At 50.0% G+C, this 26,823-nt stretch carries 17 protein-coding genes and 1 pseudogene; 7 read left to right on the top strand and 11 right to left on the bottom strand.

The window, feature by feature from the left end; translation table 11 throughout:
• Positions 1 to 158 precede the first annotated feature (158 nt).
• Complete coding sequence (locus ACK5NH_RS04485) at positions 159 to 1,892, top strand: diguanylate cyclase (protein WP_416917981.1); 1,734 nt, start codon at positions 159 to 161, stop codon at positions 1,890 to 1,892.
• Between the two features lie 208 nt (positions 1,893 to 2,100).
• The gene (locus ACK5NH_RS04480) at positions 2,101 to 3,315 is read left to right on the top strand and encodes a 4Fe-4S binding protein (RefSeq protein ID WP_416917980.1); all 1,215 of its coding nucleotides are present in this window, start codon (positions 2,101 to 2,103) and stop codon (positions 3,313 to 3,315) included.
• Between the two features lie 84 nt (positions 3,316 to 3,399).
• Here the strand turns inward: ACK5NH_RS04480 and katG are convergent, their stop codons facing one another.
• From katG to ACK5NH_RS04460, 4 genes are all read right to left on the bottom strand, one after another.
• Positions 3,400 to 5,586: a catalase/peroxidase HPI gene (gene katG, locus ACK5NH_RS04475; protein WP_416917979.1), complete on the bottom strand. Its 2,187-nt coding sequence runs from the start codon at positions 5,584 to 5,586 to the stop codon at positions 3,400 to 3,402.
• A 354-nt stretch (positions 5,587 to 5,940) separates the two neighbouring features.
• Complete coding sequence (locus ACK5NH_RS04470) at positions 5,941 to 7,032, bottom strand: zinc-binding dehydrogenase (RefSeq protein ID WP_416917978.1); 1,092 nt, start codon at positions 7,030 to 7,032, stop codon at positions 5,941 to 5,943.
• A gap of 9 nt (positions 7,033 to 7,041) precedes the next feature.
• Positions 7,042 to 7,548, bottom strand: a complete 507-nt coding sequence (locus ACK5NH_RS04465) for a 2,4'-dihydroxyacetophenone dioxygenase family protein (protein ID WP_416917977.1) — start codon at positions 7,546 to 7,548, stop codon at positions 7,042 to 7,044.
• A 47-nt stretch (positions 7,549 to 7,595) separates the two neighbouring features.
• Complete coding sequence (locus ACK5NH_RS04460; protein ID WP_416917976.1) at positions 7,596 to 8,357, bottom strand: SDR family NAD(P)-dependent oxidoreductase; 762 nt, start codon at positions 8,355 to 8,357, stop codon at positions 7,596 to 7,598.
• A gap of 138 nt (positions 8,358 to 8,495) precedes the next feature.
• On the opposite strand from ACK5NH_RS04460, the gene ACK5NH_RS04455 reads away from it, so the two are divergent.
• Positions 8,496 to 9,503 (top strand): helix-turn-helix domain-containing protein, encoded by a 1,008-nt coding sequence (locus ACK5NH_RS04455; RefSeq protein WP_416917975.1) that lies wholly within the window; start codon positions 8,496 to 8,498, stop codon positions 9,501 to 9,503.
• Between the two features lie 386 nt (positions 9,504 to 9,889).
• Here the strand turns inward: ACK5NH_RS04455 and typA are convergent, their stop codons facing one another.
• The gene (typA, locus tag ACK5NH_RS04450; RefSeq protein WP_416917974.1) at positions 9,890 to 11,701 is read right to left on the bottom strand and encodes a translational GTPase TypA; all 1,812 of its coding nucleotides are present in this window, start codon (positions 11,699 to 11,701) and stop codon (positions 9,890 to 9,892) included.
• A 998-nt stretch (positions 11,702 to 12,699) separates the two neighbouring features.
• On the opposite strand from typA, the gene glnA reads away from it, so the two are divergent.
• Both glnA and ACK5NH_RS04440 read left to right on the top strand, forming a co-directional pair.
• Positions 12,700 to 14,109 carry a glutamate--ammonia ligase gene (glnA, locus tag ACK5NH_RS04445; RefSeq protein ID WP_011715534.1) on the top strand — a complete coding sequence of 470 codons (1,410 nt, stop codon included), beginning with the start codon at positions 12,700 to 12,702 and terminating at the stop codon, positions 14,107 to 14,109.
• A gap of 406 nt (positions 14,110 to 14,515) precedes the next feature.
• Positions 14,516 to 16,753 carry a TonB-dependent receptor gene (locus ACK5NH_RS04440; protein WP_416917973.1) on the top strand — a complete coding sequence of 746 codons (2,238 nt, stop codon included), beginning with the start codon at positions 14,516 to 14,518 and terminating at the stop codon, positions 16,751 to 16,753.
• Positions 16,754 to 16,880: 127 nt separating this feature from the next.
• On the opposite strand, the gene ACK5NH_RS04435 is transcribed toward ACK5NH_RS04440, so the two are convergent.
• A complete protein-coding gene (locus ACK5NH_RS04435; protein ID WP_166485339.1) occupies positions 16,881 to 17,060 on the bottom strand; it encodes a hypothetical protein in 180 nt (59 codons plus the stop codon).
• Positions 17,061 to 17,476: 416 nt separating this feature from the next.
• Between ACK5NH_RS04435 and ACK5NH_RS04430 the strand changes: the two genes are divergently transcribed.
• A complete protein-coding gene (locus ACK5NH_RS04430) occupies positions 17,477 to 18,673 on the top strand; it encodes a dicarboxylate/amino acid:cation symporter (protein WP_416917972.1) in 1,197 nt (398 codons plus the stop codon).
• 191 nt (positions 18,674 to 18,864) lie between these two features.
• Entirely contained in the window at positions 18,865 to 19,188 is a 324-nt protein-coding gene (locus ACK5NH_RS04425) for a YceK/YidQ family lipoprotein (RefSeq protein WP_416917971.1), read from the top strand.
• A 134-nt stretch (positions 19,189 to 19,322) separates the two neighbouring features.
• Here ACK5NH_RS04425 and ACK5NH_RS04420 read toward each other — a convergent pair whose 3' ends face one another.
• From ACK5NH_RS04420 to ACK5NH_RS04400, 5 genes and pseudogenes are all read right to left on the bottom strand, one after another.
• Positions 19,323 to 20,444, bottom strand: a complete 1,122-nt coding sequence (locus ACK5NH_RS04420; RefSeq protein ID WP_416917970.1) for an aminotransferase class V-fold PLP-dependent enzyme — start codon at positions 20,442 to 20,444, stop codon at positions 19,323 to 19,325.
• A gap of 4 nt (positions 20,445 to 20,448) precedes the next feature.
• A pseudogene (locus ACK5NH_RS04415) lies at positions 20,449 to 21,117 on the bottom strand (monodechloroaminopyrrolnitrin synthase PrnB family protein); the annotation flags it as partial.
• 149 nt (positions 21,118 to 21,266) lie between these two features.
• Positions 21,267 to 22,535: an ISL3 family transposase gene (locus tag ACK5NH_RS04410; protein ID WP_416917969.1), complete on the bottom strand. Its 1,269-nt coding sequence runs from the start codon at positions 22,533 to 22,535 to the stop codon at positions 21,267 to 21,269.
• 4 nt (positions 22,536 to 22,539) lie between these two features.
• A complete protein-coding gene (locus ACK5NH_RS04405) occupies positions 22,540 to 25,797 on the bottom strand; it encodes a type I restriction endonuclease subunit R (protein ID WP_416917968.1) in 3,258 nt (1,085 codons plus the stop codon).
• Positions 25,798 to 26,823 (bottom strand): restriction endonuclease subunit S (locus ACK5NH_RS04400; RefSeq protein WP_416917967.1); only part of this gene is annotated, 1,026 nt, incomplete at its 5' end.

The raw sequence follows: 26,823 nt of genomic DNA, 5'->3' as shown, positions 1-26,823 counted from the left end.
TTCAATTTACCGCTTCCTTTCCCGCAGCAATCAAACCTAATCAGATATTATCCAGCTCAAAGGGATAGCTTTGTCATCTCTGATTTTTTTTCATTTTCAGCACGCTATTGATACTTTATGGCATACTTGTTAGCTCAACGTTAACAAAGAGAATCTGTATGGGCCGTGCGACATGGATGGGTTTAATCACATTGGGAGCCTTGCTGCTCACCTGGGTGACATTCACGGCCAAAGCGGCGCAGGCCGAAATTGCATGGCAGGAAAATACCGCAAGTCTTACAACGTTTCGTATGGGCTATTTTATCGATACTTCAGAGAACATGCCCTTTACCGAAGTGATTCAACAGACCTTTATTGACTCACCCAATAGCGTATCACTCGGCACAGCTGCCATTAAAACCTGGGCCAAGATCCCCCTAGTGAATACCAGCGATAAGTTACAAATCCTGTATCTGCACCATCCTTACGCCTATCATAACCGCCAAGTTGGTCTCTACGAAATAGTCGATGGGCAAGAGACACAGCGCCGAATACTCGACCTCGATGACCCTAGCACCTATGGCTGGATCTATGGCGGTGCGGCGGTATTTGAGGTCACACTCGCACCGCAACAACGGAAAACCTTATACGTTGAAAGCGTATCCTTTTCTCACCAGTGGTTTTCAATCGATTTATACGACAAGGAACAATCACAGCGGGCGTTGCTCGGGAGTTTTACCGATATTGCAGTTATGGTAGGCATGCTGCTAGCACTGATTATCTATAACTTATTGTTATTTATGTATTCTCGCCAGCGGGATAATCTGTTTTACGCCTGTTACTTAATCTCGGGCGGGATCTGGATTGCTCTCTCCTACGGATTGGTCGCCGAGATATTCGAGTTTTACGGCTCGGCCAGCCTGTATTGGCACCTCACCCTGATGACCATGCCCATCTTTTTGATTTTGTTTATGATGGATATTTTCGAGACTCGGCAACATTATCGGTTTGAGCATTACGCCCTCGTCTTTGTGCTCGCCCTCTTAGTGGCTGAGTTTTGTTATGGCGTGGTCGATATCACCGGCGCCCTGCGTTACTCCAGCAGCTTAGCTGCCTTGATGATGTTAACCACCCTCTCAGTCACCATTTCTCTGGTGATAAAACGGCATCCCATCGCTAAATATTTTCTCCTCGGCCATAGTCTTTTCGTCGCCTTTAGCGGCCTTGCTGTGATGTTTTACAAAGGGCGCGCCGAGTTTAATTATTTATCCAGTCACGGTGTCGGCGTAGGCATTATGCTGGAGGCTCTAGTGCTTGCCCTCATCATTGCCTACCGCATTCGTTTGCTCGAAGAAATCAAAGCCTCGCAGGAAGAACTTAAATATCAAGCGGCAACAGATTCACTCACCCAGTTATTTAACCGTGGCCATTTCCATAAGGAAGCGCAGCGGGTCTACATGCAGGCCAGTATCGCACAACAGCCGATGGCGGTGATCATCTGTGATATAGACTTATTCAAACGGGTCAACGACAAATATGGTCACTTGATGGGCGATCGGGTCATTATCGATATTGCGACCACTCTCAAACAGCATGCGCGTAAGTGCGACCTTGTGGCGCGCTACGGCGGAGAGGAATTTATCATGCTGCTGCATAACCTTTCCCTCACCGAGGCACACCAATGCGCCGAACGCATTCGCAGCGCCGTCGCCGAGTTAAGCTTTATGGCCGAGACGCAAGAAGTGTTTACTGTCACCCTAAGTCTTGGGGTGGCGGCCGTTGATTTTGCCCATCCCCTAGAGCATGCCATCAAGCTCGCGGACGATGCCCTTTATAGTGCTAAACATAAGGGGCGCAACAATGTTCAATCCAGCGAAATCAATCTATTAGATATACAAGAAGGCATAAACTAACTCGGTAAGCCTAGGGCCTGCGGCATTACCTACTCTACAACTCTCACTCGGTCTATAGGGTTAACTTTCGGCTTTGTGAGCTATCACTCGCTTTTATCACGGCATACTGTAAATATCGGATCTGTCGCACAATTTCGTTTAAGACTCAAAAACTTATCCCACAAACTAGGTTCAGATGGGATACGTGTATTCTATTTGCAGTATTAACATGACTTTTATTGAATCCCTTACCCTGATGCTGGCCCTGATGTATATCGCATCCTTAAGCTATTGGAGCGGTAAAAAATGGGGGGCTGTGACTACTTTACTCTTAAGTCTCGGCGCTGTGGCGATTAGCCTCTACTGGCCCTTGGCGCTCGCCCTAGCCATTGCCTTGCCGCTTTCGCTTATTGCCAACAAGTTTGCCCCTGCGGAATTGAAGGGCGAGATAAAAATCAACACTCTGCGCGAAGGCTGCCAACAAATGCTCGCGCTCTCACTGTTTTTAGTTGCCATCCAATACTGCATCAATGCCATCCAGCTAAAACAAGGCATTACACCTTGGTTGATGCGCCCCGATGTCGTCGATGCCTTCTTGCCCATCGCCGGTGGGATTGAATTAAAAGCCATAGTGACGCTCAACCTGTGGGACCAAACCCATCCCGCCGCGGCCGTAATGCTCGCCGCCGTGCTACTCACGGGTTTACTCTGCAAACGCGCCTTTTGTGGCTGGGCCTGTCCATTAGGGCTTGCTGGCGAATACCTCTACGCCTTACGCAAGCGCTTTATCAAGGCCGAACTGGCGCCACCCGCATGGTTAGACTGGCCACTGCGAATGCTGAAGTATTTATTACTGCTGGCGCTTTTTTACATCATCATAGGTATGCCCAGCGAGTCGATACCCTATTATCTGCAAGGCAATTACCACAAGATTGCCGACCTTAAGATGGCGCTGTTTTTTGTCACGCCAGGGCTCATTACCTTAGCCTGCTTTGCGCTAATCCTCGCCTTAGCTGCGTGGCGTCGCCAAGGATTTTGCCGCTACTTGTGTCCCTATGGCGCCATGCTCGGACTGTTAAGTTTTGCCAGCCCACTCAAGATCCGTCGTGATACTCAGCATTGTCTGATTGAAGCCAAGGGCATGAAGTGCGACAAATGTACCCGCGCCTGCCCAGCCAACATCATAGTGCACACCAAAACCACGGTGCGCAGCGACGAATGCCAAGCCTGTATGCGCTGTGTGGCCGCTTGCCCTAAATCGGCGGCGCTCGGTTTTGGCCTTAAGTCGGGCCACAGAGTTAGCCATAAGGGATTGTTAGTTTTGTTATTATTGGCACTCTTTGCTCTGCCGCTGGGCGCCTATTTAGCCGGGTTCTGGCATAGCCAAACACCAGACAGTATCCGCATGGAGCTTATCCAAGTGATTGACCGCGTGGGTCATTAATTCTCTGATTTGTTGGTAAGTAGACATAAAAAGGTGCAGCCTAAGCTGCACTTTTTTATTCACGATAAGTTTAAATGCCTGTGACTAAACTAGATCGAACCTATCGGCATTCATCACCTTAGTCCAAGCGGCCACAAAGTCATGCACAAACTTCTCTTTGGCATCATCCTGCGCATACACCTCGGCATAGGCACGCAAAATCGAGTTAGAGCCAAACACCAGATCGACGCGGGTAGCCGTCCACTTCACTGCGCCAGTTTTGCGCTCGACTATCTGATAAAGATTGGTGCCCGCAGGCTTCCAGTTGTAGGCCATATCGGTGAGATTCACAAAGAAATCATTAGTTAACACACCCACTTTGTCAGTAAACACGCCATGATGCGTGCCGCCATAGTTAGTGCCTAACACCCGCATTCCGCCAACTAGCACTGTCATCTCATGGGCGGTTAACCCCATCAATTGAGTACGATCGAGCATCATCTCCTCGGGCTGAACCACATAATCCTTTTTCTGCCAGTTACGATAGGCATCGTGCAAGGGCTCAAGCACGGCAAAGGATTCCACATCGGTCATTTCCTGCGTTGCATCGCCACGGCCGGGGATAAAGGGCACTGTCACTTTCACTCCCGCATCCTGAGCGGCCTTTTCAACCGCTGCTGCACCACCCAGTACGATTAAATCGGCAATGCTGACTTTTTTACTTAAGCTTGCCTGTAACTCGGTCATCACCTTGAGCACCTTCTGCAGCCGCTCGGGTTCGTTGGCTTGCCAATCCTTTTGCGGCGCCAACCGAATACGAGCACCGTTGGCACCACCACGGAAATCCGAGCCACGGAAGGTGCGAGCACTGTCCCACGCCGTTGCCACTAACTCGGATACGCTGAGTCCCGAGGCTAATAGTTTCGCCTTAATTTCGACAATTTCACTGGCATCTAAACGGTAATCGACGCGTGGAATGGGGTCTTGCCAAAGCAAATCTTCACTCGGGACTTCAGGGCCTAAATAGCGGCTCTTAGGCCCAAGATCGCGATGAGTTAACTTAAACCAAGCGCGGGCAAACACTTCGGAGAAATAGGCGGGATCCTGATAAAACTTCTCGGATATTTTGCGATACTCAGGGTCCATCTTCATCGCCATATCCGCATCCGTCATGATGGGATTAAACTTGCGATTGGGATCGCCCACTGAGACGACTTTATCTTCCTCTTTGATATTAATAGGTTCCCACTGTGAGGCGCCCGCAGGGCTCTTTTTCAATTCCCAATCGTAATTTAACAGTAGGTGAAAATAACCGTTATCCCACTGGGTGGGATGAGTTGTCCAAGCGCCTTCGAGGCCACTGGTCACGGCATTAGCACCTGTACCGAGGCCATTTTTATTGAGCCAGCCCAAACCTTGGGCCTCGAGATCTTCACCCTCGGGTTCAGGGCCAAGATCCTGCGCCTTACCATTACCATGGCATTTACCCACAGTATGGCCACCCGCAGTTAAGGCCACGGTTTCCTCATCATTCATCGCCATACGGGCGAAGGTGACACGCACATCTTGAGCGGTACGCAGAGGATCGGGTTTACCATCAACCCCTTCTGGATTCACATAAATCAGCCCCATCATTACCGCGGCCAAGGGGTTTTCAAGGTCACGCTCGCCAGAATATCGACTGTTGGGATTTTCCGTTGGTGCTAGCCATTGCTTCTCAGAGCCCCAATAAATGTCCTTCTCTGGGTGCCAAATATCCTCTCGACCACCGGCGAATCCATAGGTTTTTAAGCCCATAGACTCGTAGGCCACATTACCCGCGAGGATCATTAAATCCGCCCACGAGAGCTTGTTGCCGTATTTTTTCTTAATCGGCCAGAGTAACCGACGCGCCTTGTCCAAGTTGGCGTTATCGGGCCAGCTATTGAGTGGCGCAAAGCGTTGATTACCCGTTCCCGCGCCGCCACGGCCATCGGCGACTCTGTAGGTCCCAGCCGAGTGCCACGCCATACGGATCATCAGGCCACCATAGTGTCCCCAGTCGGCGGGCCACCAATCTTGGCTGTCGGTCATTAAGGTATTGAGGTCGCGCTTTACCGCGGCGAGATCTAAGCTGTTGAAGGCATCGCGATAGTTAAACTTAGGATCCATAGGATCCGTCTTCCTATCGTGCTGGTGCAAAATATCGAGGTTAAGTGCCTTAGGCCACCAATCCATATTGTTGCTGGCGACCGCTGAATTCGCCCCATGCATCACGGGGCATTTACCTTGGGAGCTTTGCGTCTTGTCCATTGGATATTCCTTTACTTAGCTTGCACTAACGGGAGTCGTACGCCCTTAAACCGCAAGTGGGACACACGACTATTCGAAATTAGAGCCTTGACAGTGTGCCAAAGCATATTGGCAATCTTGTGACAGCTGAAGAGACAAATTTAGCAATAAAGACAATGCCATCACTAAGGATTGGCCTAACAATTAACCCTAGGCTAGATTCAATAAAACACAATCCAAATCGGTCAAAAGTCGCTATTTTGCGAGTCCATTATGGATTAAAAATCAGCCAATCGAGGATAACAAAAATAACCATAATGAACAAAAAAGCCGCTAAACGAGTTAGCGGCTTCATTTGATTGAGGTATTGGGCGATTAGTCGAACGTTTCTAGCTCTCCATTACGCCAAGGTTCAATAACGACTTTGATATGTGGGTTCGGTTTCATTAATTGTTTGAACGCACCCGATACCCCATCCATCCCCACCTTACCCGTGAGCAGCTTACGCCAAGGAATCGTCCCCTGTGCTAGCTCCTCTAAACAGGCAGCAAATTCAGCTGGCTGATAGTAGTAGGAGAAGCACATATCCAACTCTTTGACCGTGGCATAGGCGTAATTGATGTTAGAGTTTGCAGTGTGGATGCCCGTCACCACTATGGTGGCTTTGGCTGGTGCGCGCTGCACAAAGCCTTCAATAAGCTTATGAATACCCACACATTCGAAAATCACCACGCGTTGACCCGCAGCAAGTTCAGCGGCGAAGGCGACTTCGTCTTGCTCACCAGGATTAACAGTGTGAGTGGCGCCAAATTCACGGGCTAACTGCAACTTATCGCCCTGTAAATCTGCAGCCACAATCTTAGCCACGCCGCGTAAGCGTAAAGCTGAGATCACCGCGAGACCAATGGGACCGCAACCAACCACCAACGCAACATCCTCGGCCTGCACATCACCCCGATTTACTGCATGCAATCCCACAGCTAAGGGTTCAGTCAGTGCCACGGCCTCCGGCGGTAAATGCTCAGGCACAGGCATCAATAAGGCTTCATCGAGAATAAAATATTCAGAATAGGCCCCATTCACCCCAGGGGTCACCCCCACCCCCGCACCATTTTGGCTCATTAAGATAGGCACAGACGTCACCCGAGTGCCGAGCGCTAAGGCTTGCTGTGTCTGTGGACCAAACTCGACGATTTCGGCACAAAACTCATGACCCAGCATTACGGGAGCGTGGTTATCGACGCCTTCTGGCATCACCCCAAGTTTGCGGTAGAAATCGAACACTTCGTTGTAGTGACGGGTGATATGAATATCCGAGCCACAAATACCACAAGCGAGACTACGCACTAACACTTGGCCCGCCTGTGGCTTAGGAAGTTCAACCTGTTGCAGGCTGACTTCACCATCCTGCATCACTATTGCTTTCATAGTGGCTGCATTCATGGTTGACGCATTCATCATGCTCATTGCGGGCTCCTATTCTGCATCGCTCATGCACGCTAAGGCACCGGGCTTGATGTAACGAGGTTTAATCCCCTGCGCCTTTGCAGCCGCTAACAGGGCTTGCTCAATCCAGCCTGAATCCATAATAAACATTAAGTTACCATCATCATCAAAGTTAATGTTTGCCCCAGTAATCACCATCACCCCATCGGCACCTTCGGAATCCGCAGGGCAATGGAAAGTGTGGATAGAACCGCCTGGCTCATACAAATAACTGCCCGCAGTTTGGGGCTGGTCTGGGTATTCAACATAGTTCCAGCGACCCGCTAGAGTATAGAAATGCACCACACCCGTATGGAAATGCTTAGGCAAGGTGATGCCCGGCTTAAACTTGGCGCGGATCACCCAAATACCGTTTTCTGGATCTAAAAATAATGGATACACATCAACGCCCGGCAGGGCATCTTTGATGATCTGTTCTTCGTTGGTGTTGAGAGTTAATAATAAGTCTTGATGATTAATCACTTCTGGTAGAGCCATGCTTGCATTCCTCATTGTTGTTATAGTGTTTATGGGTCGAGCTACCACTACCCCAGCAGTGGATATTTAAAGTTTTCAAAACCATCTGAAGCATTCACTGTGCAGCCATTGATGCAGTTGGCTTCGTCGCTGACGAGAAACGCCACCACATCGGCAATCTCATTCGGCTGAGTAAATTCCTGACGCATCTGTTCTTTTCGAATGTGCTCCCATAATCCCAGCGCCTCGTACTGGCGCAACATAGGCGTATCGACACGGCCTGGAGCGACGGCGCAGACCCGCACACCTAGCGGCGCAAACTCAAGCGCTGCACACTTAGTCATCATATCGACGGCCGCTTTACTGACATTGTAGGTAAAGGTCATTTCTGAGGCGATTTGCGCATAAACAGAAGAGGTATTTAAAATCACCCCCTGAGTGCCTTGGGCTTGAAATTGGCGCCCACCGGCGAGAATGCCGTGATACACCCCTTTTTGGTTCACATTGGTGACAGGTTCAAAATCATTCACGGGATCGTGGTCTAACAGTGGTTTAGCCAAGCCAATACCTGCGTTATTGATCAGAATATCGAGCTGACCAAACTGCTTGGCCGCATGCTTAACCATAGCTTCAACTTGGCTGTAATCGGTTACATCAACGCTAAAGGTTGAAAGCTTGTCGGCAGGAAAATCATTAAACACTTGCAGCGCATCGGCAGATAGATCGGCGGCGACGACGCGAGCCCCTTCGGCGAGTAGTTTACGGATGATGGCTTGCCCTATGCCCCCGGCAGCCCCCGTCACCACAGCGGTTTTATTCAGTAAACGCATAGCTGTCCTCTTTTTGTATTTATCAATTTAATTATTAAGACTATGTTAATTTAGACGTTTAATTGCGCATATTCTTGACTTATTACGAGCCAAACTTGATATTTTACGAGTCTTATAACAAAGTGAACTAAGCGTCCCATGTACCTAGTCCGAAGTGGAGCTGTCGCTCAATTTGAGCAATTAGTCTTAGAATTGGGGGAAAACCCCATCGAAATGATCCATCAAGCAGGGCTGCGTCAGGCACAGTTTCGCGATCCCAACACCTATGTCGCCTATCCACGGTTAGCAGAATTATTGGAAATTGCCGCCCAGCGCTGCCAACAACCCTTATTTGGCTTAATGCTGGCTCAACGGCAAACCTTGCTCGTGCTCGGGGATCTACCCATGTTAGTCTCACGTGCGGCCACCGTGGCCGATGCCCTTGCCAGAGTGAATGACTATCTGTATCTGCACGCCTCCGGTGTATCACTGCAACTGCAACCGCAGGGAGACACAGTGCGTCTTGTGCTATCTATCAATGTCCAGAGCCCCAGAGGAATTGAGCAACTGATGCAAATGAGTGTGGCACAGCTGGCGATGTTTGTTTCGAGCCTACTCAATATCAATATCAACAACATTCCTTTGTATTTTTGCCAGAACAAATACAGTGGACCAGAGTCGCAACGTTTTGCCCATCTAGCGCGATTTCGCGAATCCTTTGATGGTGTGATGCTCAAAACCTCGCAACTAATGGGTCGTAACTATCACGATGAAGAAGCGCTAAACCGCCATCTCCAATCACATCTGCATTTTTTGCAGAGTCACTACCCAAACAACCTTGCAGATCAAGCTCGAGACTTAATCCACAGGCTGCTTCCCACGGGTGAATGCTGCATTGAACGGGTATCGACGGCGCTGGGTTTACACGAACGAACCCTACAGACGCGGCTAAAAGCGACTGGGCAAAGCTATCGCTTATTGCTACAGGATGTCAGGCAAAATATCGCCCAACAACAACTCAGTTATGGTACTCAAACCATCACCGAACTCGCACTGCAGCTCGGTTATGCCGAAGTCGCCGTGTTTAGTCGCCACTTTAAAACCTGGACAGGACTTTCCCCCAAGCAATGGCAACAACAGCATCGCAAAGGGCGAATTGAAGGTTGAAGGCTGGGAGTTAGGCTGTTAAGTTACTTAAATCACAGCCAAACTGTTAGGAAAACATATGCATAAGCGGAGGGATTTTTGGTTCTGCTTTGGCCTAATTCTCGGCCCAGTTTTGATTGTGCTAGCCCTATTTAATTTAGGATATTTAGTTGCCGACGCCACCTATTCTTCAACCACATCCACAGATAATCAGTATCGACAGTTTATTTTGTTGGTATCGAGTGCCATATGCGGCGTCGCTATTTTGCGCCACTCGCTAAAAAGAGCATCATAACAACAGAGTAGGTGCAGGCTTCAGTTACATAGATAAACAAAAGCCCCGCTAAGTTGCCTTAGCGGGGCTTTATTATTCACTGTGTGGCCGTCATTGACGGCCACAACCACCATTAGCCGCGGCTAGCGCGCTTACGGTCGTTTTCAGTTAAGTGTTTCTTACGAACACGGATGCTCTTAGGTGTTACTTCGACTAATTCGTCATCATCGATAAACTCAAGCGCTTGCTCAAGTGTTAAGGTGATTGGCGTAGTCAGCACTTGAGCTTCGTCAGTACCAGAAGCACGCATGTTAGTCAGCTGCTTACCTTTCAGACAGTTAACAGTCAGGTCATTTGAACGTGAGTGAATACCCACAACTTGACCTTCGTAAACTTCGGCAGCGTGGCCAATAAACAGACGACCGCGGTCCTGCAGACCGAACAGTGCGAATGTCAGTGCCTTACCAGTTGCGTTAGAGATCAATACGCCGTTAGCGCGTTGACCGATATCGCCACCTTTGTGTGGACCGTAGTGATCGAATGAGTGGTAAATCAGACCCGTACCTGAAGTTGCAGTTAAGAACTCAGTTTGGAAACCGATTAAGCCACGGCTTGGAATGATAAAGTCAACACGAACGCGACCTTTACCGTCAAGCTGCATGTCTTTCATTTCGGCTTTACGGATACCCAGTTTCTCAATCACTGTACCTTGATGTTCTTCTTCAACGTCAACGGTCAGAGTTTCGTATGGCTCACACAGTTCGCCATCGATGGTTTTTAAGATAACTTCTGGGCGAGAAACCGCTAATTCGTAACCTTCACGACGCATGTTTTCGATCAGGATAGATAAGTGTAATTCACCACGGCCAGATACCGCGAAACGGTCTGGGCTGTCGGTTTCTTCAACACGCAGTGCCACGTTGTGCACTAATTCCTGTTGCAGACGCTCAAGAATGTTACGTGAAGTCACGTACTTACCTTCTTTACCCGCAAAAGGTGAAGTGTTGACTTGGAAAGTCATGGTCAGCGTTGGCTCATCAACTGACAGTGGTGGCAGTGCTTCAACATTACCAGCAGCACACACAGTGTCAGAAATCTTCAGCTCGCCTAAACCAGTAATCGCTACGATGTCGCCAGCGTTAGCAACGTCAACTTCAGTACGATCTAAGCCCATGTAACCTAATACTTGGCCCATTTTACCGTTACGCACTTTACCGTCGGCACCGATCACGCTCACCTGTTGGTTTGCCTTGATGCTACCACGCTTGATGCGACCCACGCCGATAACACCCACATAAGAGTTGTAATCGAGCTGAGAAATTTGCATCTGGAATGGACCTTCAGCGTCAGCTGCAGGTGGAGAAACTTTTTCAACGATAGTTTGGAACAGTGGCGTCATATCTGCGCTCACTTCATCCGGATCTAAAGTTGCAAAACCGTTTAATGCCGAGGCATAAACAATTGGGAAATCTAATTGTTCGTCGGTCGCGCCTAAGTTGTCGAACAGGTCGAATACTTGGTCGATAACCCAATCAGGACGAGCACCAGGACGGTCAATCTTGTTGATCACAACGATTGGCTTTAAACCTTGAGCGAACGCTTTCTTGGTTACGAAGCGAGTCTGTGGCATTGGACCGTCAACGGCGTCAACCAGCAGTAATACTGAGTCCACCATAGACAGTACGCGCTCAACCTCACCACCGAAGTCAGCGTGGCCTGGGGTGTCTACGATGTTAATGCGGTAGTCATTCCACTTGATGGCAGTATTCTTTGCCAGAATCGTGATCCCACGCTCCTTTTCAAGATCGTTGGAGTCCATCACCCGCTCAGTAGCTTCTCCCCGGGTTGCAAGGGTTCCTGATTGCGACAGCAGCTTGTCAACCAGGGTCGTTTTGCCATGGTCAACGTGCGCAATAATGGCGATGTTACGTAAATTCTCTAGCACGGATAAACCTCTTACCATCAAACAAAAATAGGGATATTTCAATATTCGTTATAGCAATCTACGTTGAGTCGCCATAAAAAAGCGTGACATTCTACTCCAGAGCGGCCATATCGCACAGGATTATTTTTGAACACTTATAAAACAATTTTTTGAGACCTATGCTCAGGACTCGCTTATGGCAATAAGACAAATAACCCAAACGCACCGTTAAAGCGCAGGCAATTTGCCACTTTATCTCGACATCAGCGCGGCTAAGCAGCTGAAATCACTATTTACCACCGGAATGGCGTAGCAGACTATGCGCTCAAGAGCGCAATAAGTATAGCGAATAACTCAAGTTAAGCCGCGCAACTTTTTCGCCCAAGCATATTAGGGCGTCAGATAACTAAGCTAGGCCTTGCCTCTGTGACTTACCTAGATGGCTTTAGGTTCAGTTTCAACAAACTCTATTTCCGCTTGCGAACAACGGCTTTAATAGTTTGATAAATAAACATTATTTTAGAATCCATTCCATTGCCGCACCTCGAAAAACAGCTCAGATTGCCACAGTTTTGTGACATTATTGCAAGCTATTGAAATAGTGAGCCAAGGCGGTTATCAAGCCTCACTAATGTGCTAGATTCGTTGTGCTTTGTTTAGTTTCGAAGCTGTCAAAAGCCTGGGTTGATACATATAGCCGGTTTGCCCATGACCTTAATGGGCCGACTACAATCGAGAGTAATTGGCGTGGCGAGATTGCACTCGGATACTGTGCACTAAAATAGTGACGTGGCGGTGCGCACCAAAATGGATTAATGCACCAAAATGCCACACACAAACGCACCAATGTTGTGCAACTGAAAGTTAATTGTTGTGCAATAAAATATATAGCCATTAAATATCAATATCTTAAATTATTGGCATAGATATCGCTATATAGCTTGTAAGTTTGGCTCAAGCACGACTTGAGTTAAAAGATTATAGAAGGGACATCCCTTTACCCTACCGGAGACTTGAGAATGTCAGTTGAATCAGTTTTAAAGCAACTTGAAGAATTAGAAGTTAAGTTTGTTGATTTACGTTTTACCGACACCAAAGGTAAAGAGCAGCACGTATCTATCCCTGCTCATCAGGTAGACGCTGATTTCTTCGAAGACGGCAAAATGTTTGACGGTTCGTCAATCGCTGGCTGGAAAGGCATTAACGAATCTGACATGGTGCTGATGCCAGATCCAACTACCTTTGTATTGGACCCATTCACCGAAGAAACCACTGCCCTGATCCGCTGTGACATTCTCGAGCCAGGCACTATGACTGGTTATGACCGCGACCCACGTTCTATCGCGAAAAAAGCGGAAGAATACTTACGCTCTACCGGTATCGCTGACACTGTATTAGTTGGTCCAGAACCAGAATTCTTCCTGTTCGACGACGTACGTTTCGGTACTGACATGTCTGGTTGTTTCGTGAAAATCGACGCTAAAGAAGCGGCATGGAACTCTGGCACTAGCTACGAAGGTGGTAACACTGGTCACCGTCCATTCGTGAAAGGCGGTTACTTCCCAGTTGCGCCTGTTGACTCATCACAAGACTTACGTAGCGCTATGTGTTTAGTGCTCGAAGAAATGGGTCAAGTAGTTGAAGCTCACCACCATGAAGTGGCGACTGCGGGTCAAAACGAAATCGCAACTCGCTTCAACACTCTGACTAAGAAAGCGGACGAAATCCAAATTCTGAAGTACGTAGTACACAACATGGCTCACGCCTACGGTAAGACTGCGACTTTCATGCCTAAGCCAATCGTTGGCGACAACGGTAGCGGCATGCACGTTCACCAATCTCTGTCTAAAGACGGTGTGAACCTGTTCGCTGGCGACAAATACGCTGGTTTAAGTGAAACTGCACTGTACTACATCGGTGGTATCATCAAGCACGCTCGCGCACTGAACGCTTTCACTAACCCAAGCACTAACTCTTACAAGCGTTTAGTACCACACTTCGAAGCGCCAGTGATGTTAGCTTACTCAGCACGTAACCGCAGCGCTTCAATCCGTATTCCAGTGGTACCAAGCCCTAAAGGCCGTCGTATCGAAACTCGCTTCCCAGATCCACATGCAAACCCATACTTAGGTTTCGCAGCGCTGCTGATGGCGGGTATCGACGGTATCCAAAACAAGATCCATCCAGGCGAAGCTATGGATAAAGACTTGTACGATCTGCCAGCGGAAGAAGCGGCTGAAATCCCACAAGTAGCGACTTCATTAGAAAACGCACTTGAGAACCTGCAAGCTGACCACGAGTTCTTAACTCGCGGCGGTGTATTCAGCGAAGATTTCATCCAATCTTACATTGCACTGAAATCTGCAGAAGCTGAGCGTGTAAGCCGTACAACTCACCCATTAGAGTTCGAGATGTACTACAGCCTGTAATGGCTAACGGCATCGATTAGCTGCACAACATCTAACAGCCCCGACAGTCTTCTGTCGGGGCTTTTTTGTTTCTATCGCTCTGCGACTCCCAAGTATTCCCCTGCATATTCGACACCTCTACACACATAAATCCCGACCTCTCGTTGTTATTTGTCCATTTGTTGTCGACTGGTGATTTGGGACGCGTAAAAAAGTAAAGGCTTTGTAAATTCAATTAAGAACGATTCTCGATTACAACTATAATAACGCGTCTTTTTTGAAGCCAAACACGGAATACTCTCCATTCATATTCAGTTAGCGCATTGAATTCAAACCATTAAAAACGCTTTCTGGGTCGCGAGAAAATGGCACCACAGTGCTGTCCTTTTGGCTTCTCATGTACCTGTTGTTTTTGATGGAGAATGCTATGCCTAAGTCTATGGGGCCGATGAGCCTAGTCGCCGCCGCAGTTATCTGCCAACTGGGGCTTATTAATGTGGCGGCAGCCACTGAAAACGAGATGGAGCGTATGGTGGTCTCCGCCACCCGTTCACCGACCCAAATCAGTGATCTCTCCAGCACAGTATGGATCATTGATGAAGCTAGCATTCGCGAGCAAACCGATAGCGGCAAAGGGATTAAGGAAATGCTCGCTGCCTTAGTGCCGTCGATGGATGTGTCCAGCCAAGGGCGCACCAACTTTGGCCAAAATATTCGCGGTCGCGCCATGGTGGTCTTAATCGATGGCGTGTCGATGAACACCTCCCGCAGCATTAGCCGTCAGCTAGACAGTATCGATCCATTCAATATTGCCCGCATAGAGGTGCTGGCTGGCGCGTCGGCTATCTATGGTGGTGGCGCACTGGGCGGTGCCATTAATATCGTCACAAAAAAAGCGGCGGACAGCAGTGATACCTTCGAAGCCGAAGCAGGATTTAAGTCCGGCTTTAATAGCAGTGATGATTTAGATTATCGCACCGCGCTGGCGGTTACCGGAGGCAGTGATTCACTTAAGGGACGCTTTAGCGCCGCTTGGCAGGAAAACGGCCAGTGGTTTGATGGCAGTGGCAATCCTGTGATGCTGGATATTTCCCAAACCGGAATGCAGTACACCCAAGGTTATGATTTGATGGCGAATATGGATTGGCAACTTGCCAATGACGCCCGCCTCAGCGCCATGGCGCAATACTATCGCAATGGTTCAGACGAAGAACATGGCCTGTATATGGGTGAGAACTTCTCCGGTGTCACTGGCGATGCCTCAGTGCTGGAAACCCGTAAGGGATTGGACGCTGACCGCAGCCCCGCCACCGAGCGCACTTTGCTGAATCTGTCCTACTCACAGGATGAGTTTCTGGGTCAAACCCTGTATTTGCAAGGCTTTTATCGCAAAGAGAATCTGGATTTTCACCCGTTCCCCTACGTCAATGAAACCAGTGGCGTCTACAACTTCTCAGCATCGGCTCAAAACACCAGCATCTATGGTTTGAAGGCGGTCGTTGAATCCAAACCCGTCGATAGCCTCACGCTCACTTGGGGACTGGATTGGGATAAAGAAAGTTTTGATTCGAACCAAATGAGCTTCGACCTCGATGCCGCCAACCAACACGGCGGCTTAGTGATGCGCGAGCTGTTTACTACCGGTCGTTATGTCGACTTTACGGTCGAGTCCATTGCCGCATTTGTCCAAAGCAGTTGGGAGATGAATAGTTTCTTGGTGCTAAACGCAGGCTATCGTTATCAGCACATGGAAAACAGCGTTGATGATTTTATCGGTTATAACCAACAGGTAGCGATTGCCTCTGGTAAGGCCAAGGGGGCCGATGCTATTAAAGGCGGCAGCACCGACTATAACATAGGCTTAGTGAACCTTGGCTTGGTGGCCAAGTTGAGCCAAGACCAACAACTCTGGCTTGCCTATTCCCAAGGCTTTGAACTGCCAGATCTGTCGAAATACTATGGCCGCGGCACCTACAAGGCCGATGCCGACGGTTACTTACAGCTGCAAAATAGCATCAATATCAATGATACCCGCCTTGACGGGATCAAGACCGACTCCATGGAGCTGGGATGGCGCTATCTTGCAGACCGTTGGCAGGCGCAAGCCAGCGTCTATTATGCCGTGTCTGACAAGGTCATTGAGGTCAACAGCAAAGATCTGACCATCAATGTCAAAGACCAAGATAAGCGCAGCTATGGCCTAGAGGCACAGCTGAACTTTGATATCACCTCCGACTGGCAAGTCGGCACCAACCTGCATCTGGTACGCAGTGAAGTGAAGGATGAGAATAATTGGATCGATGAAACCGTCACTTATGCTTCGCCCTCTAAGGCCACCGCCTTTATTGGCTGGCGCGGCGAGACACAGAAGATACGTTTACAGGCTGAGCACAGTTTTAGCGCCGAATCCGACTATCGCTTCAAAACCAGCGATGACCTAGTGAGTGAGCTTGATAGCTACACGACGCTGGATTTACTGGGCTCTATCGATTTACCCGTCGGTACCCTGAGCTACGGCATCGAAAACCTGCTCGATAAAGACTACAGCACCCTGTGGGGCCAACGAGCGGTGTACTTCTACAGCCCGACCTACGGTCCTGAGTCTATGTTCGACTACCACGGCCGTGGCCGCACCTTTGCCCTCAATTATCACCTAAGCTGGTGATAACAGGCTAAAAGGCATCAATCACTTGTGTCAGCCTTCCCTTAAGGCGGGTTGAGCAAGCGTTACAAACAAAAAACGGTCCCTAAGTGGACCGTTTTTTATGCTGATGCATGCAGGATCAAGTTGATTATTTGCAACGACCAATGCGCGAACCCGTACTCGTGACTTTATCGCAATCTTTTTTGGTGACTTTCTTCTCGGCGCTGCTTGCCACCGTCGAATCGGTATCAGTGTCATTTACCGATGCGCAGCCACTCAAACCTAATACGGCAACGGGTAACAGTATCGCAATCCATTTTTTTAGCATTTTATTCATCCCTGATTAAATAGTAATTTTGGCCTTGGGTATTAGCATACAACCCAGTGTGGTTAAGCTAATCAATAAACGAGCGTGGCACAACGCTACAGACGAGTCGACCTAGTTAAATACACCTTTCTACTGACGCGCATTTGCCGTGTGGCTAATACGCCTAAACAGAAGCTATCGCGTTAACAAGAGCCGCATAGTCCGAAATCAGATGAAGAAGAGACTCAAGCACCCTTGTTACCCATTACCCCAAACCAAGCACTAGCCAAAAAACAGTTTATTTCCAATCCCTTCTTGCTCTTATGCGAATGACTCGCTAGCTTGAGCATGTCCATGCTGCATGATTGATTCCTCTCATTTGGGCGCTCCTAATGACTCACCGAAACAATGATAAAAATAATAATAGGCGCTTAGCTATGTGGCAAAAACTCAAACCCTATCAAGACTCTATTGTGCTACTCAGCGCATTATTACTTGGCGGCATGATCGGCATCTATTGGCCATCCTTGGCACTCAAGCTTAAGCCCCTAGGGCAAATCTTTTTAAATCTGTTGTTTATGATTATCGTGCCCTTAGTGGCGATCAGCGTGACTTCGTCGATAGCCCGCATGACGGACTTAAAAAAGCTTGGAGCGATTTTAGTGTCGATTATGGGTGTCTCGATTCTGATGGCGATTATTCCCGCCGTCGGGATCACCTTACTGGCACTGATGTTTGACCCAGCCCAAGGCGTGACGCTCGATCTTAATCAAACCGTTAGCGATACCTCTGGGAAGATGGATTTTGTGGCGCTGCTGACCACCAATGACTTTTCTGGATTACTCTCCAAATCCAATATCTTGGCGCTTATTATCATGTCGGTGATTGCCGGGATCGCCATAGGTCAATCGGGGGAAGATGGCCGCAAAGTCTCGGCACTGCTCGACAGTTTTAATACCGTGATCATGAAGATAGTCAGCATTATTATGCTTGCCGCCCCCGTAGGCCTTGGTACCTACTTTGCCTCCACCATGGCGAGTCAAGATCCACAGCTTGTGGTGACTTTTGCCCGCGCCGTGGGATTATTTTTACTAGCCTGTTTTATCTACCTCACCGTCGGTTCGACCTTTTATGCCTGGCTTGGTGGCGGCATGCACGGGATTAGACAATTTTGGCGCCATGCCCTCGAACCCGCAGTGACCGCATTAGGCACCACTTCCTCCCTCGCGACCCTGCCTGTCACTTTAAGGGCGGCGCTGAAGATGGGGATAAAACCCGAAATCGCCGATATCAGCCTGCCGCTGCTAGTGAATTTAAATAAGGGCGGCGCATCCATTATCACAGCGTTGAAGATTGTATTTATTTACTCTCTGCTCGGTTTAGATTTTACGGTCGATGTGTTTATGGTGACTATACTCATCTCAGTCCTGTCCGCCTTCATCATTGGCGGTGTGCCGGGCGGCGCCTTCCTTGGAGAGATTTTTATCGTCACCACCTTAGGGTTACCGATGGAAACCATCCCCATTCTGGTGGTGATAGGCGCCATTACCGACGCACCTTCAACCGTCATTAACGTCGTCCATGATCTGAATGCCAGCCAGATTGTTGAACGCCTCAACCGCAAGCGGATTTAAGCCTTAGCGTTAATATTGCTGAATAATTGACAACGAAAATCATCTGGTTAGAATGCCAACCCATTGAAACAGAGCACATTTGTGCCCTATGAAATCCGCTATGCTGCCACAGTACAAGTGCTATTAGGTGATCAAGCAAATCGGTCATATGTAAGCTATGCGGTTTTTCATACATAAACAATGGAGTGGTTATGCGTTGGTTGACTTGGTTAGTCGTGTGCTGGTCTCTCACAGGATGTGCTGCGGTAACATCGAGAATGGGAGCAGATTCAACTTGGGGCCACTCTTTTTCGAGTGTGCAAACGGCCGTCGATAATGGCGAGGAGTGTGTGGTGATATCCGCGATATCTGCTCCGCCATTGCTGCTGTTTACTATCCCACTGACACTGGTTGATATGGGCGGCTCGCTTATCGTCGATGCCGTGATGCTACCCGCTGATTTGGCGATCACCCCAAGCAATCCGGAGCTTCGTACCCCGCGGTCGATGTTCTGCCGCTATGACTACAGCATTTAAGCACATTCGCCACCCATAAATTACCTTAGCCTCAACCAGTGAGGCTAAGGGATGTTATATCGGCATAGGGGTGCAACTAGGTCGCCTTAGCGCACCCCATTCGTAACCGTTCTGAGCAAGCCCAGTTCAATCCGTTAACGATGGGCTTTTATCACCTCCAGCAACTTCACGATATCGGCCTCATCGTTATAGATATGCGGCGATACACGCACACCTAAACTGCGGGCATCGACACTGATATTAGCCTTCGCCAACGCCGCCATGATTGGCGCCTGGCGCTCGCCAAATTGCAAAATCAGCGTACCGCTGCGCTTATCGGCTTCACGCGGGGATACCAACTCACGATCTAATGTTTGGACGATCAACTCCATCAACTGCAAGTTATGTTCACGCATCGCCTGCGAGCCAATATTGGCCAAATATTGAATGCTGTGGGCAGCAATCGCATAGGGCGCGATAGAAGGCGTACCGCCCCAAAACCGCAGCGCAGTTGGGTGATAGCGGAAATCATGGATATCAAATTCGAAGGGATTTTCATGGCTAAACCAACCCACATCCTGCGGCTGACATTCGGGTAAGATGGCAGGATTCACCCACAGATACGCAGCCCCTGGGCCTGAGCATAACCATTTCACACTCGAACCAATCATAAAATCTGGCTGTAGCTTGGCTAAATCCAGCGGCAAAATCCCAGCCGACTGTGCCACGTCCACCAGGCTCAAACAGCCACGCTCACGGGCAAGGGACATAATCTGCGCCAATGGCGCCTGCTGACCGGTATTCGAATAGGCATGGCTAACAAAGACTAAATCCACATCGGCGCAGATATGCGCGTCCCACACATTGGGGTCGGTGACATCTAATCCCTTGGGAATAAAGCGCAATTCGCAATTTGCGGGCAATGCCTTTTTAAGAGCAAACCCCATGCTGGGAAAATCAATTTCGCTCATCAGCACCACAGCGCCATCACGGGTTAATCTATCGAGGGACATAACAATTTTAGTCAAGGCGCTCGATAGGTTCACTTGCGGACAAAAATCCTGTGGCTGACCTTTGAACAGCTGTGCCAAAGCTACGGTGAAATTATCTATCACCCCTAACCATTGCCCCCAAGGCTCGCGGCCAGACTCCTGCCAAGGCGCAAAAAATGCCTGCTTAAACGCTTGCTCGGTCGATTTAAGTGGCCGCCCCACGGAATGATTGAGCAGATAGCCTGGGCCTGCGAGGCAAAAGTCCTGTTTTACATTTAGCAGCATGGCCTTACCTTAAACTGTCTTTGAGTTTTTTCAGATCGTGATAACGGGTGCGAATATCGTGTCGCAACACCGCGGCGCGTCTATCCCTTAAGCGCTCGAGGGAGCCGAGCAGTACGTGCAATGGTGGGCCGCTGGCGGTGACCTTGGCTAAATGTTGCTGCTCCATATTCACTGAAGGCTCGGCAATGTATTTAGTTACCAACTCATTGTGGTGTTGAATGGCGGTTTCACCATGTAATTCACAGACTTCGATAAACAGCTTGAGATTTTCCTGATACCAATTCTGCTGCACACTGGACTTTGATTGTAAAAAGTCATCCATCAAATTGGGGCGGCGCATACACTCCCGCAGGATTTGCTGATCCTCTGGCATCATGTATAAAAACTTATCCACCAGCATTTGCGAATAGGCCGATTCGTTGGCAAAACATAGGCCTAGAGTTAAATCGATCACGTTAATCCCGGCAAAGTCGCCGGCATTCGCCCCGCGATATACCACAGAACCGACGCGATAGGGTTTGTAATAGGGGCGCACGCAGTAGAAGAAGCGGTCAGTATCTAAGCGTTTGAATAATTGTTGATTTGACTCAATCACATCCTGCAATGCCTGCTTGGCCACCCGCAGTAAATCGTGGCTAATAGGATGAGAAATCCCCAAGGGCTGAATTTTTAAGGCTATTTGCATTCTAGGGTTGGAATTCATCCATTCTAACCCTTGACTCTTAGTCGGACAAAAAGCTGCTTCTGGTTGGATTTTTCTGTTTTTCACCACCCTGCGAGAATCTAACATTGGTTGGATTCTCAGACGCGCCCTCTCTCGCGTTAATCCAACTCTCCACCTTCTGTCTGCTTCAACAATGTCGGAATGTGCGGCCCATACTCGACCTTGCCTCGTCCTGCTCGAATACCACTGCCGACCTTGCGGGCTTCTTTGGAGTACAACGTCTTTGCACGGATGATGTCATAGCTGTAACCCCGACCTAACCGGTTGGACATCTTGATCAAGCCGTTGAGCCCTTCGGTATAGCCATTGGTGATTGAGAACGGCGCATCCCAGTAGGCAAAGATGTCGTCGTAATGGTTGTGTACCGTTTTCACCAGTTTTTTGAAAGGCTCCATGCCATAAGGCGGCAGGCTATTCTCCCAAGCCTCAAAGGCGTTCTGAGCGCTCTGTTTGTCGGGTTCGTCGTAGATGCAGAAGAAGGCTTCCTTGAAGTCATAGGCCACGGCAAGTTCTGGGATCGCCTGCTTTACAACCTCCAGCGCCTTTTGCTCCGCGGGCGTCAGGTTGCCGGGCCGCTTCAGGGTGAGCCAGCGAATGGACTTTTTGACATAAATCCGATCTTCTTTGCTTAACTGTGCCTGATAGTTCTTGCGCTCCGCTTCCAGGGCTTCAGAGGCCATCTTGACGACATGGAACTTGTCGATCACCAGTTTGGCGTTGGGCAGATACTGAGCAAAGGAACGCTTGAAGGGTCGCCACATATCCGTACAGACCCATTCCACCTTGTCAGCATCCGGCAAATCCTTGAAGAAGGGCTTCAGGTGCTCTTGAGTACGATGCTCCAACATATCAAAGACGTTGTTGGTTGCCAGATTGGTGATTACACAGCGATACCCGCCGGCCAGGTTCACTTCGTCGATACCCATGATGACCGGGGTTTCGTAACGAACGGTTTGGGAGAGTTCCTCAATGAGATCGTGAGCGATGTTCTTGACGGTGTTCACCGCCACACCGGTTTGCTCGGCTAAAGCATGGAAGGTGGTTCCCAGACACTGTTGCCGAATAACATCGATCAGCCGTTTGGTGGCTCGGCGTTTATCATCCAGAAAACTCAACTCCGGCATGGACATTTTTCCGCACGACTCACAGCGAAAGCGCGGGCGCTGAACTTCAAGGCGGACGGGCTCCATGTACAACGGCGTGTCCATGAACTTGTTTTTACGCGTACCGTGTCTGTGCATAGGGATGTTGCAGTCCCCACATAACGGCACCTCGACCGTTGCCGGCTCAGCAACTATCACAAGGCACTTGCTTTCGTGGCGCATATCGACCGGCTTGATGCCTGGCAGATTCAGCAAGTCAAGCATAGGCTTAATCCATATCCAGGTCGATGTCTTTGCCTTCGCGCAGCAGGTCATACACCATATCAACCAATGCGGTCATGCCCTGACGGTCAGACTTGAGCACCTGGGTTGCCAGCTTCTGATGACTGGACAAAGCACGAACAACCGCTTGCTGAACAGCTCCGGGGAGGTTGCCTTTCATAGCCTGCTCACGGGTGTTGCTTTCCACCTGAGCCATGACGACATCGCTTTCACCGGTAATCACTGAAATCTGATTAACGAAAGCCACCTGATCCTGGATCGGCGTCGCCTCACCAAACAGGCTGTTGAGCCTCTCGATAATCTCTTTGACGAATTTCGGCTTGTCGCCTGCCGCGCCACCACCGCCTGCACCTGCTGGTTGCAATACCAGGGTTTTGCCTTCGTCTTCTACGTCATCGGGTCGAGCATTGATGTCAAAGCCAGTAAGCACCAGGCCTGTCAAGTCCACGGTTTCCGGTGCTTCGTGCTGAAGGCGCTTTTGCAGCAGCTTGGCGAAAGCGGCAAAGTTTTCCAACTCCGGGTCGCCAAAATCAATCAGTTGGGCGATATAGGAATAGGTACGGCAGAAGCGCCCCAAGTCCGACTTGAAGCCCATCAGCGCCTTGATTTGCTCGGCATACTCATCCTGGTGGTGATCGGCAGACTTCATGCCCGCCTCATCACCCTTGGCGCGGGCCTTCTCAAACGCTGCTTCCCAGGTTGCCATGCCATCGCGCAACATTTTCATCTTATCGTTATACAAGGCCGTCGCTCCAGCTGTAGCGGCATACAGCGCCTTGTGCTGTGGCGATTTAGTATGGGTGATGTCGCGTATGGTCTTGAAGCGGGCTTCTTTGAACGCGGCCAAGTCCTTCTCGTCGTACAGGCCGTGCTCGTCCAGTCGCTCCTTGATCTCGTAGACCACATTGAGGTCTTGCACTTCGCCGATGTGAGCGCCCCTGTCATAGGTGGCAAAGGCCTTGCGCACGTTCTCCGGGTCGTTCACGAAGTCGATGATAAAGACCTCATCTTTCCCAGGTGCCGTCCGGTTCAGGCGGGCGAAGGTCTGCACAATCTCCACATGGTTGGCGATTTTCTTGTCCACATACATGGCGACCAGTTTGGGCTGGTCAAAGCCGGTCTGGAATTTGTCGGCCACCAACATCACCCGGTATTCCGGGCGGTCAAAGGCAAAGCGCAAATCCTGCCCGTGGACATCCGGGTTCATGCTCTGCTCGGTGAACTCCTCGTTCTCATCGACGATAAACACATCATCCTTGAACTCGCTGTCATCCTGGTGCATCACCTGCTTACCGGTCATCTTGCCGGAGAAGGCCACCAGTGAATGAATAAAGCCGTACTCGCTGTGCTGCTCGATATAGCGGTCAAACGCCTTCTTGTAGCGAATTGCAGCGGCACGGGAGCTGGTCACGACCATCGCCTTGGCCTTGCCATCCAGCCGGTGGGCGACGTTCTTGGTGAAGTGCTCAACGATAAACTGTACCTTCTGGGTCACATTGGTGGGGTGCAATGACATCCACTGTGCCAGGGCGCGTTTGGCGGCCTTGCCGCTTACCCGCTTGCTGTCTTCAAGCTGCTTGGAAAGGTTGAAGGCCGTTTTGTAGGGCACATAGCCGTTCAACACATCGAGAATGAATTTCTCCTCAATGGCCTGGCGCATGGTGTACAGGTGGAAGGCTTGCGGCGGGTTATCGTCTGAGGCCGGTTGGCTTGGATCTGTCGGGCGACCGAACAGCATCAAAGTGGAGTGCTTGGGCGTGCCGGTAAAGGCGAAGTAGCTGATATTGTCCGGGCGGGCGCGGGACTTTTGCAGTTGCTCCAGCAGTTCATCCACCGTCATGGTGGACATCTTGCCTTGTCCGCTCATCCCCAGCGCGGCTTGCAGCTTAGCAGCGGTAGAGCCTGTCTGCGAGTTATGCGCCTCATCAATGATCACAGCAAAGTTTTTCCCTTTCAGGGCCTTGTCAGTGATGATAGCTTCCATCGCGTAGGGGAAGGTCTGGATCGTTACCACCACAATCGGCGTGCCAGACAACAAGGCCTCCGAGAGCTGCTTGCTCTTGGACTTGGATGACTTCTGCCGGTCAATGGCGGCGATCACCCCAAACTGATGGTCAATCTGCTTCACCGCGTCCTGAAGCTGGCCGTCCAGCACATTACGGTCGGTGACAATGATCACGCTGTTAAATACCGCGTCGCCGTTATCTTCGCGCAGTTTCACCAAGTCATGAGCCGTCCAGGAAATGGTACTGGTCTTGCCGGAACCGGCGCTGTGGTCACACAGGTAGGTCATGCCTGCGCCGTTTTCGCGGGCATCGGCCAGTATCTGGTTCACTGCCGTCCATTGGTGAAAGCGCGGGAAAATCAGGGTTTCTTTCTTCGACCAGTTGCCCTGAATATCCACCACGTCCTTTTTCTCGACGTAGACAAAGCTATGGAAAATCCGCAGCCAGGCATCCGGCTGGCAGACCGCCTCCCAGAAGTAGGCTACCGGGTATTCCTGGGTACCATCGGCCTTAATCTCACCTGGCGGGTTACCCGCATGTACCGTGCCGCTTTCGTCCTTGCGCCCCTTATTGAACGGCAGAAAGAAGGTGTTTTCTCCATCCAGCTTGGTCGCCATCATGATTTCAGAGTCGGACATGGCGAAATGTACCACCGCCCCACGCTTGAAGGTCAGCAGCGGTTCCCTGCGTTTGGTCTTGGCGTCATATGGCAGGCGATTATTGCGGTACTGATCCATGGCCGCTTCGCAGGACTGGGTGAAGTCGGTCTTCAGTTCGACGGTTGCCACCGGCAGACCGTTGATAAACAGCACCAGATCAATGGCAAATTCACGGGCCGGGTGATACTTCAGCTCCGGCACCACGCGCAGGATATTGGCCTGGTAGCGCTCAATGACTGCTGCATTGCGCTTGTCTTCCGGTGCGGCCTCGGTCATCTCGATCAGGCCGCAACCGGCAATGGAAAAACCCTGGCGCAACACCTGCATGGTGCCTTGTTTCTCCAGTGCTTTATCCAAGCGATCCATCAGCACTTCAAGGGTTTTGGCACCGTTGAGCCGTTCCAGCTTGTCCCATTTTTCCTGCTGGCCGCTGGTTTTGAGCCAGCTTTCCAGGTCTTCGGGGTACACCGCCCGCTCGGTGTCGTAGAACTTGGAATCACCCAGCTTCCAGCCCTGATCTACCAACCGGTCGATGATGTATTGCTGGAAGTGTTTTTCCTGATGTGCTGCTGATTGCATTTATTGTTTTCCTCGCAAATCAATCTGGCCGGTGACAGCGGCGGTGATAAAGGCGGCGCGGCGTTCTTTGAGCAGGGTGATACTTTGTTCCGCCTTGCTAATCAGAGCATCAATGCGGGCGGTTTCGCGGTCGAGGGTGGCGACAATGGTGGCTTGTTCATCAGGGGCTGGGGATGGCACCCTAAGGCTGGCTATCACCTCTTGGTTGATATTCGGCTGGCCCCCGCCCTCAGAGAAGAAAGCCACGATATCGGCTCTGAATGCCATCAACCAGTAATACAAAAACTGGATATTCAAATCGCGTTCACCAGACAGCACACAGCAAGCTTGGTTGGTTGTTGCTGGGATTCCAAGAAACCCTAGGCGACCAATTGTTGCACCATACATGGCAATAGCTAATGAACCAGCGGGAAAAATTTTCAAGGCTGAGAATTTCTGCATGGCATCTGAGGTAACACACTTCTTTGTTTTAACGACGGTGTTTTCTCTAAGCTCACTTGTTGTTATCCACGGAATGGTTCCTCCCTGATACCATTCATGCTCCTTTGACGGTGGCGTTGTTCCACTCCCAATGGCTTGGAAAGCATGAAAAACCTTCCTATTTAACCACTCCTCTGGCACCTGCCCAATCCACTCAATGCCCGAGTCCTTCATCTTGGCGTTGCGGTCTAGTCCCTTGGTGACAGCATGGGTAATCAGCGCCTGGCGCTTTTCCTTCAGTAGCTCGATAAAGCGGGTTTTCTTCTCGATAAGCGCATCAATGCGGGCGGTTTCGCGGTCGAGGGTGGTTAGTATTTGCGCTTGCTCAGGCTGATCTGGGTATACAACTTCAATTGAACCGATATGCCACCAATCTGCACGAGGCATTTTGGCTCCCTCGCATCCTGACTCTATTTGATGCGTTACATCAGGAGTTAAAAGCCATTCTTGCAGCCATTTGGGTTCTGTTTTTTCAGCCCTCAGAACCAAAAATTCTGTTGAGCAGCACCCTGCCATCTCTGAAATAATGGCTTTTCGCAAATATGG

It is taken from the genome of Shewanella sp. (assembly GCF_047975355.1).
In the GTDB taxonomy this organism is placed as follows: Bacteria; Pseudomonadota; Gammaproteobacteria; order Enterobacterales; family Shewanellaceae; genus Shewanella.
Note: the sequence above shows the minus strand (reverse complement) of the source record. Positions and strands in the feature narration are given on the sequence as shown.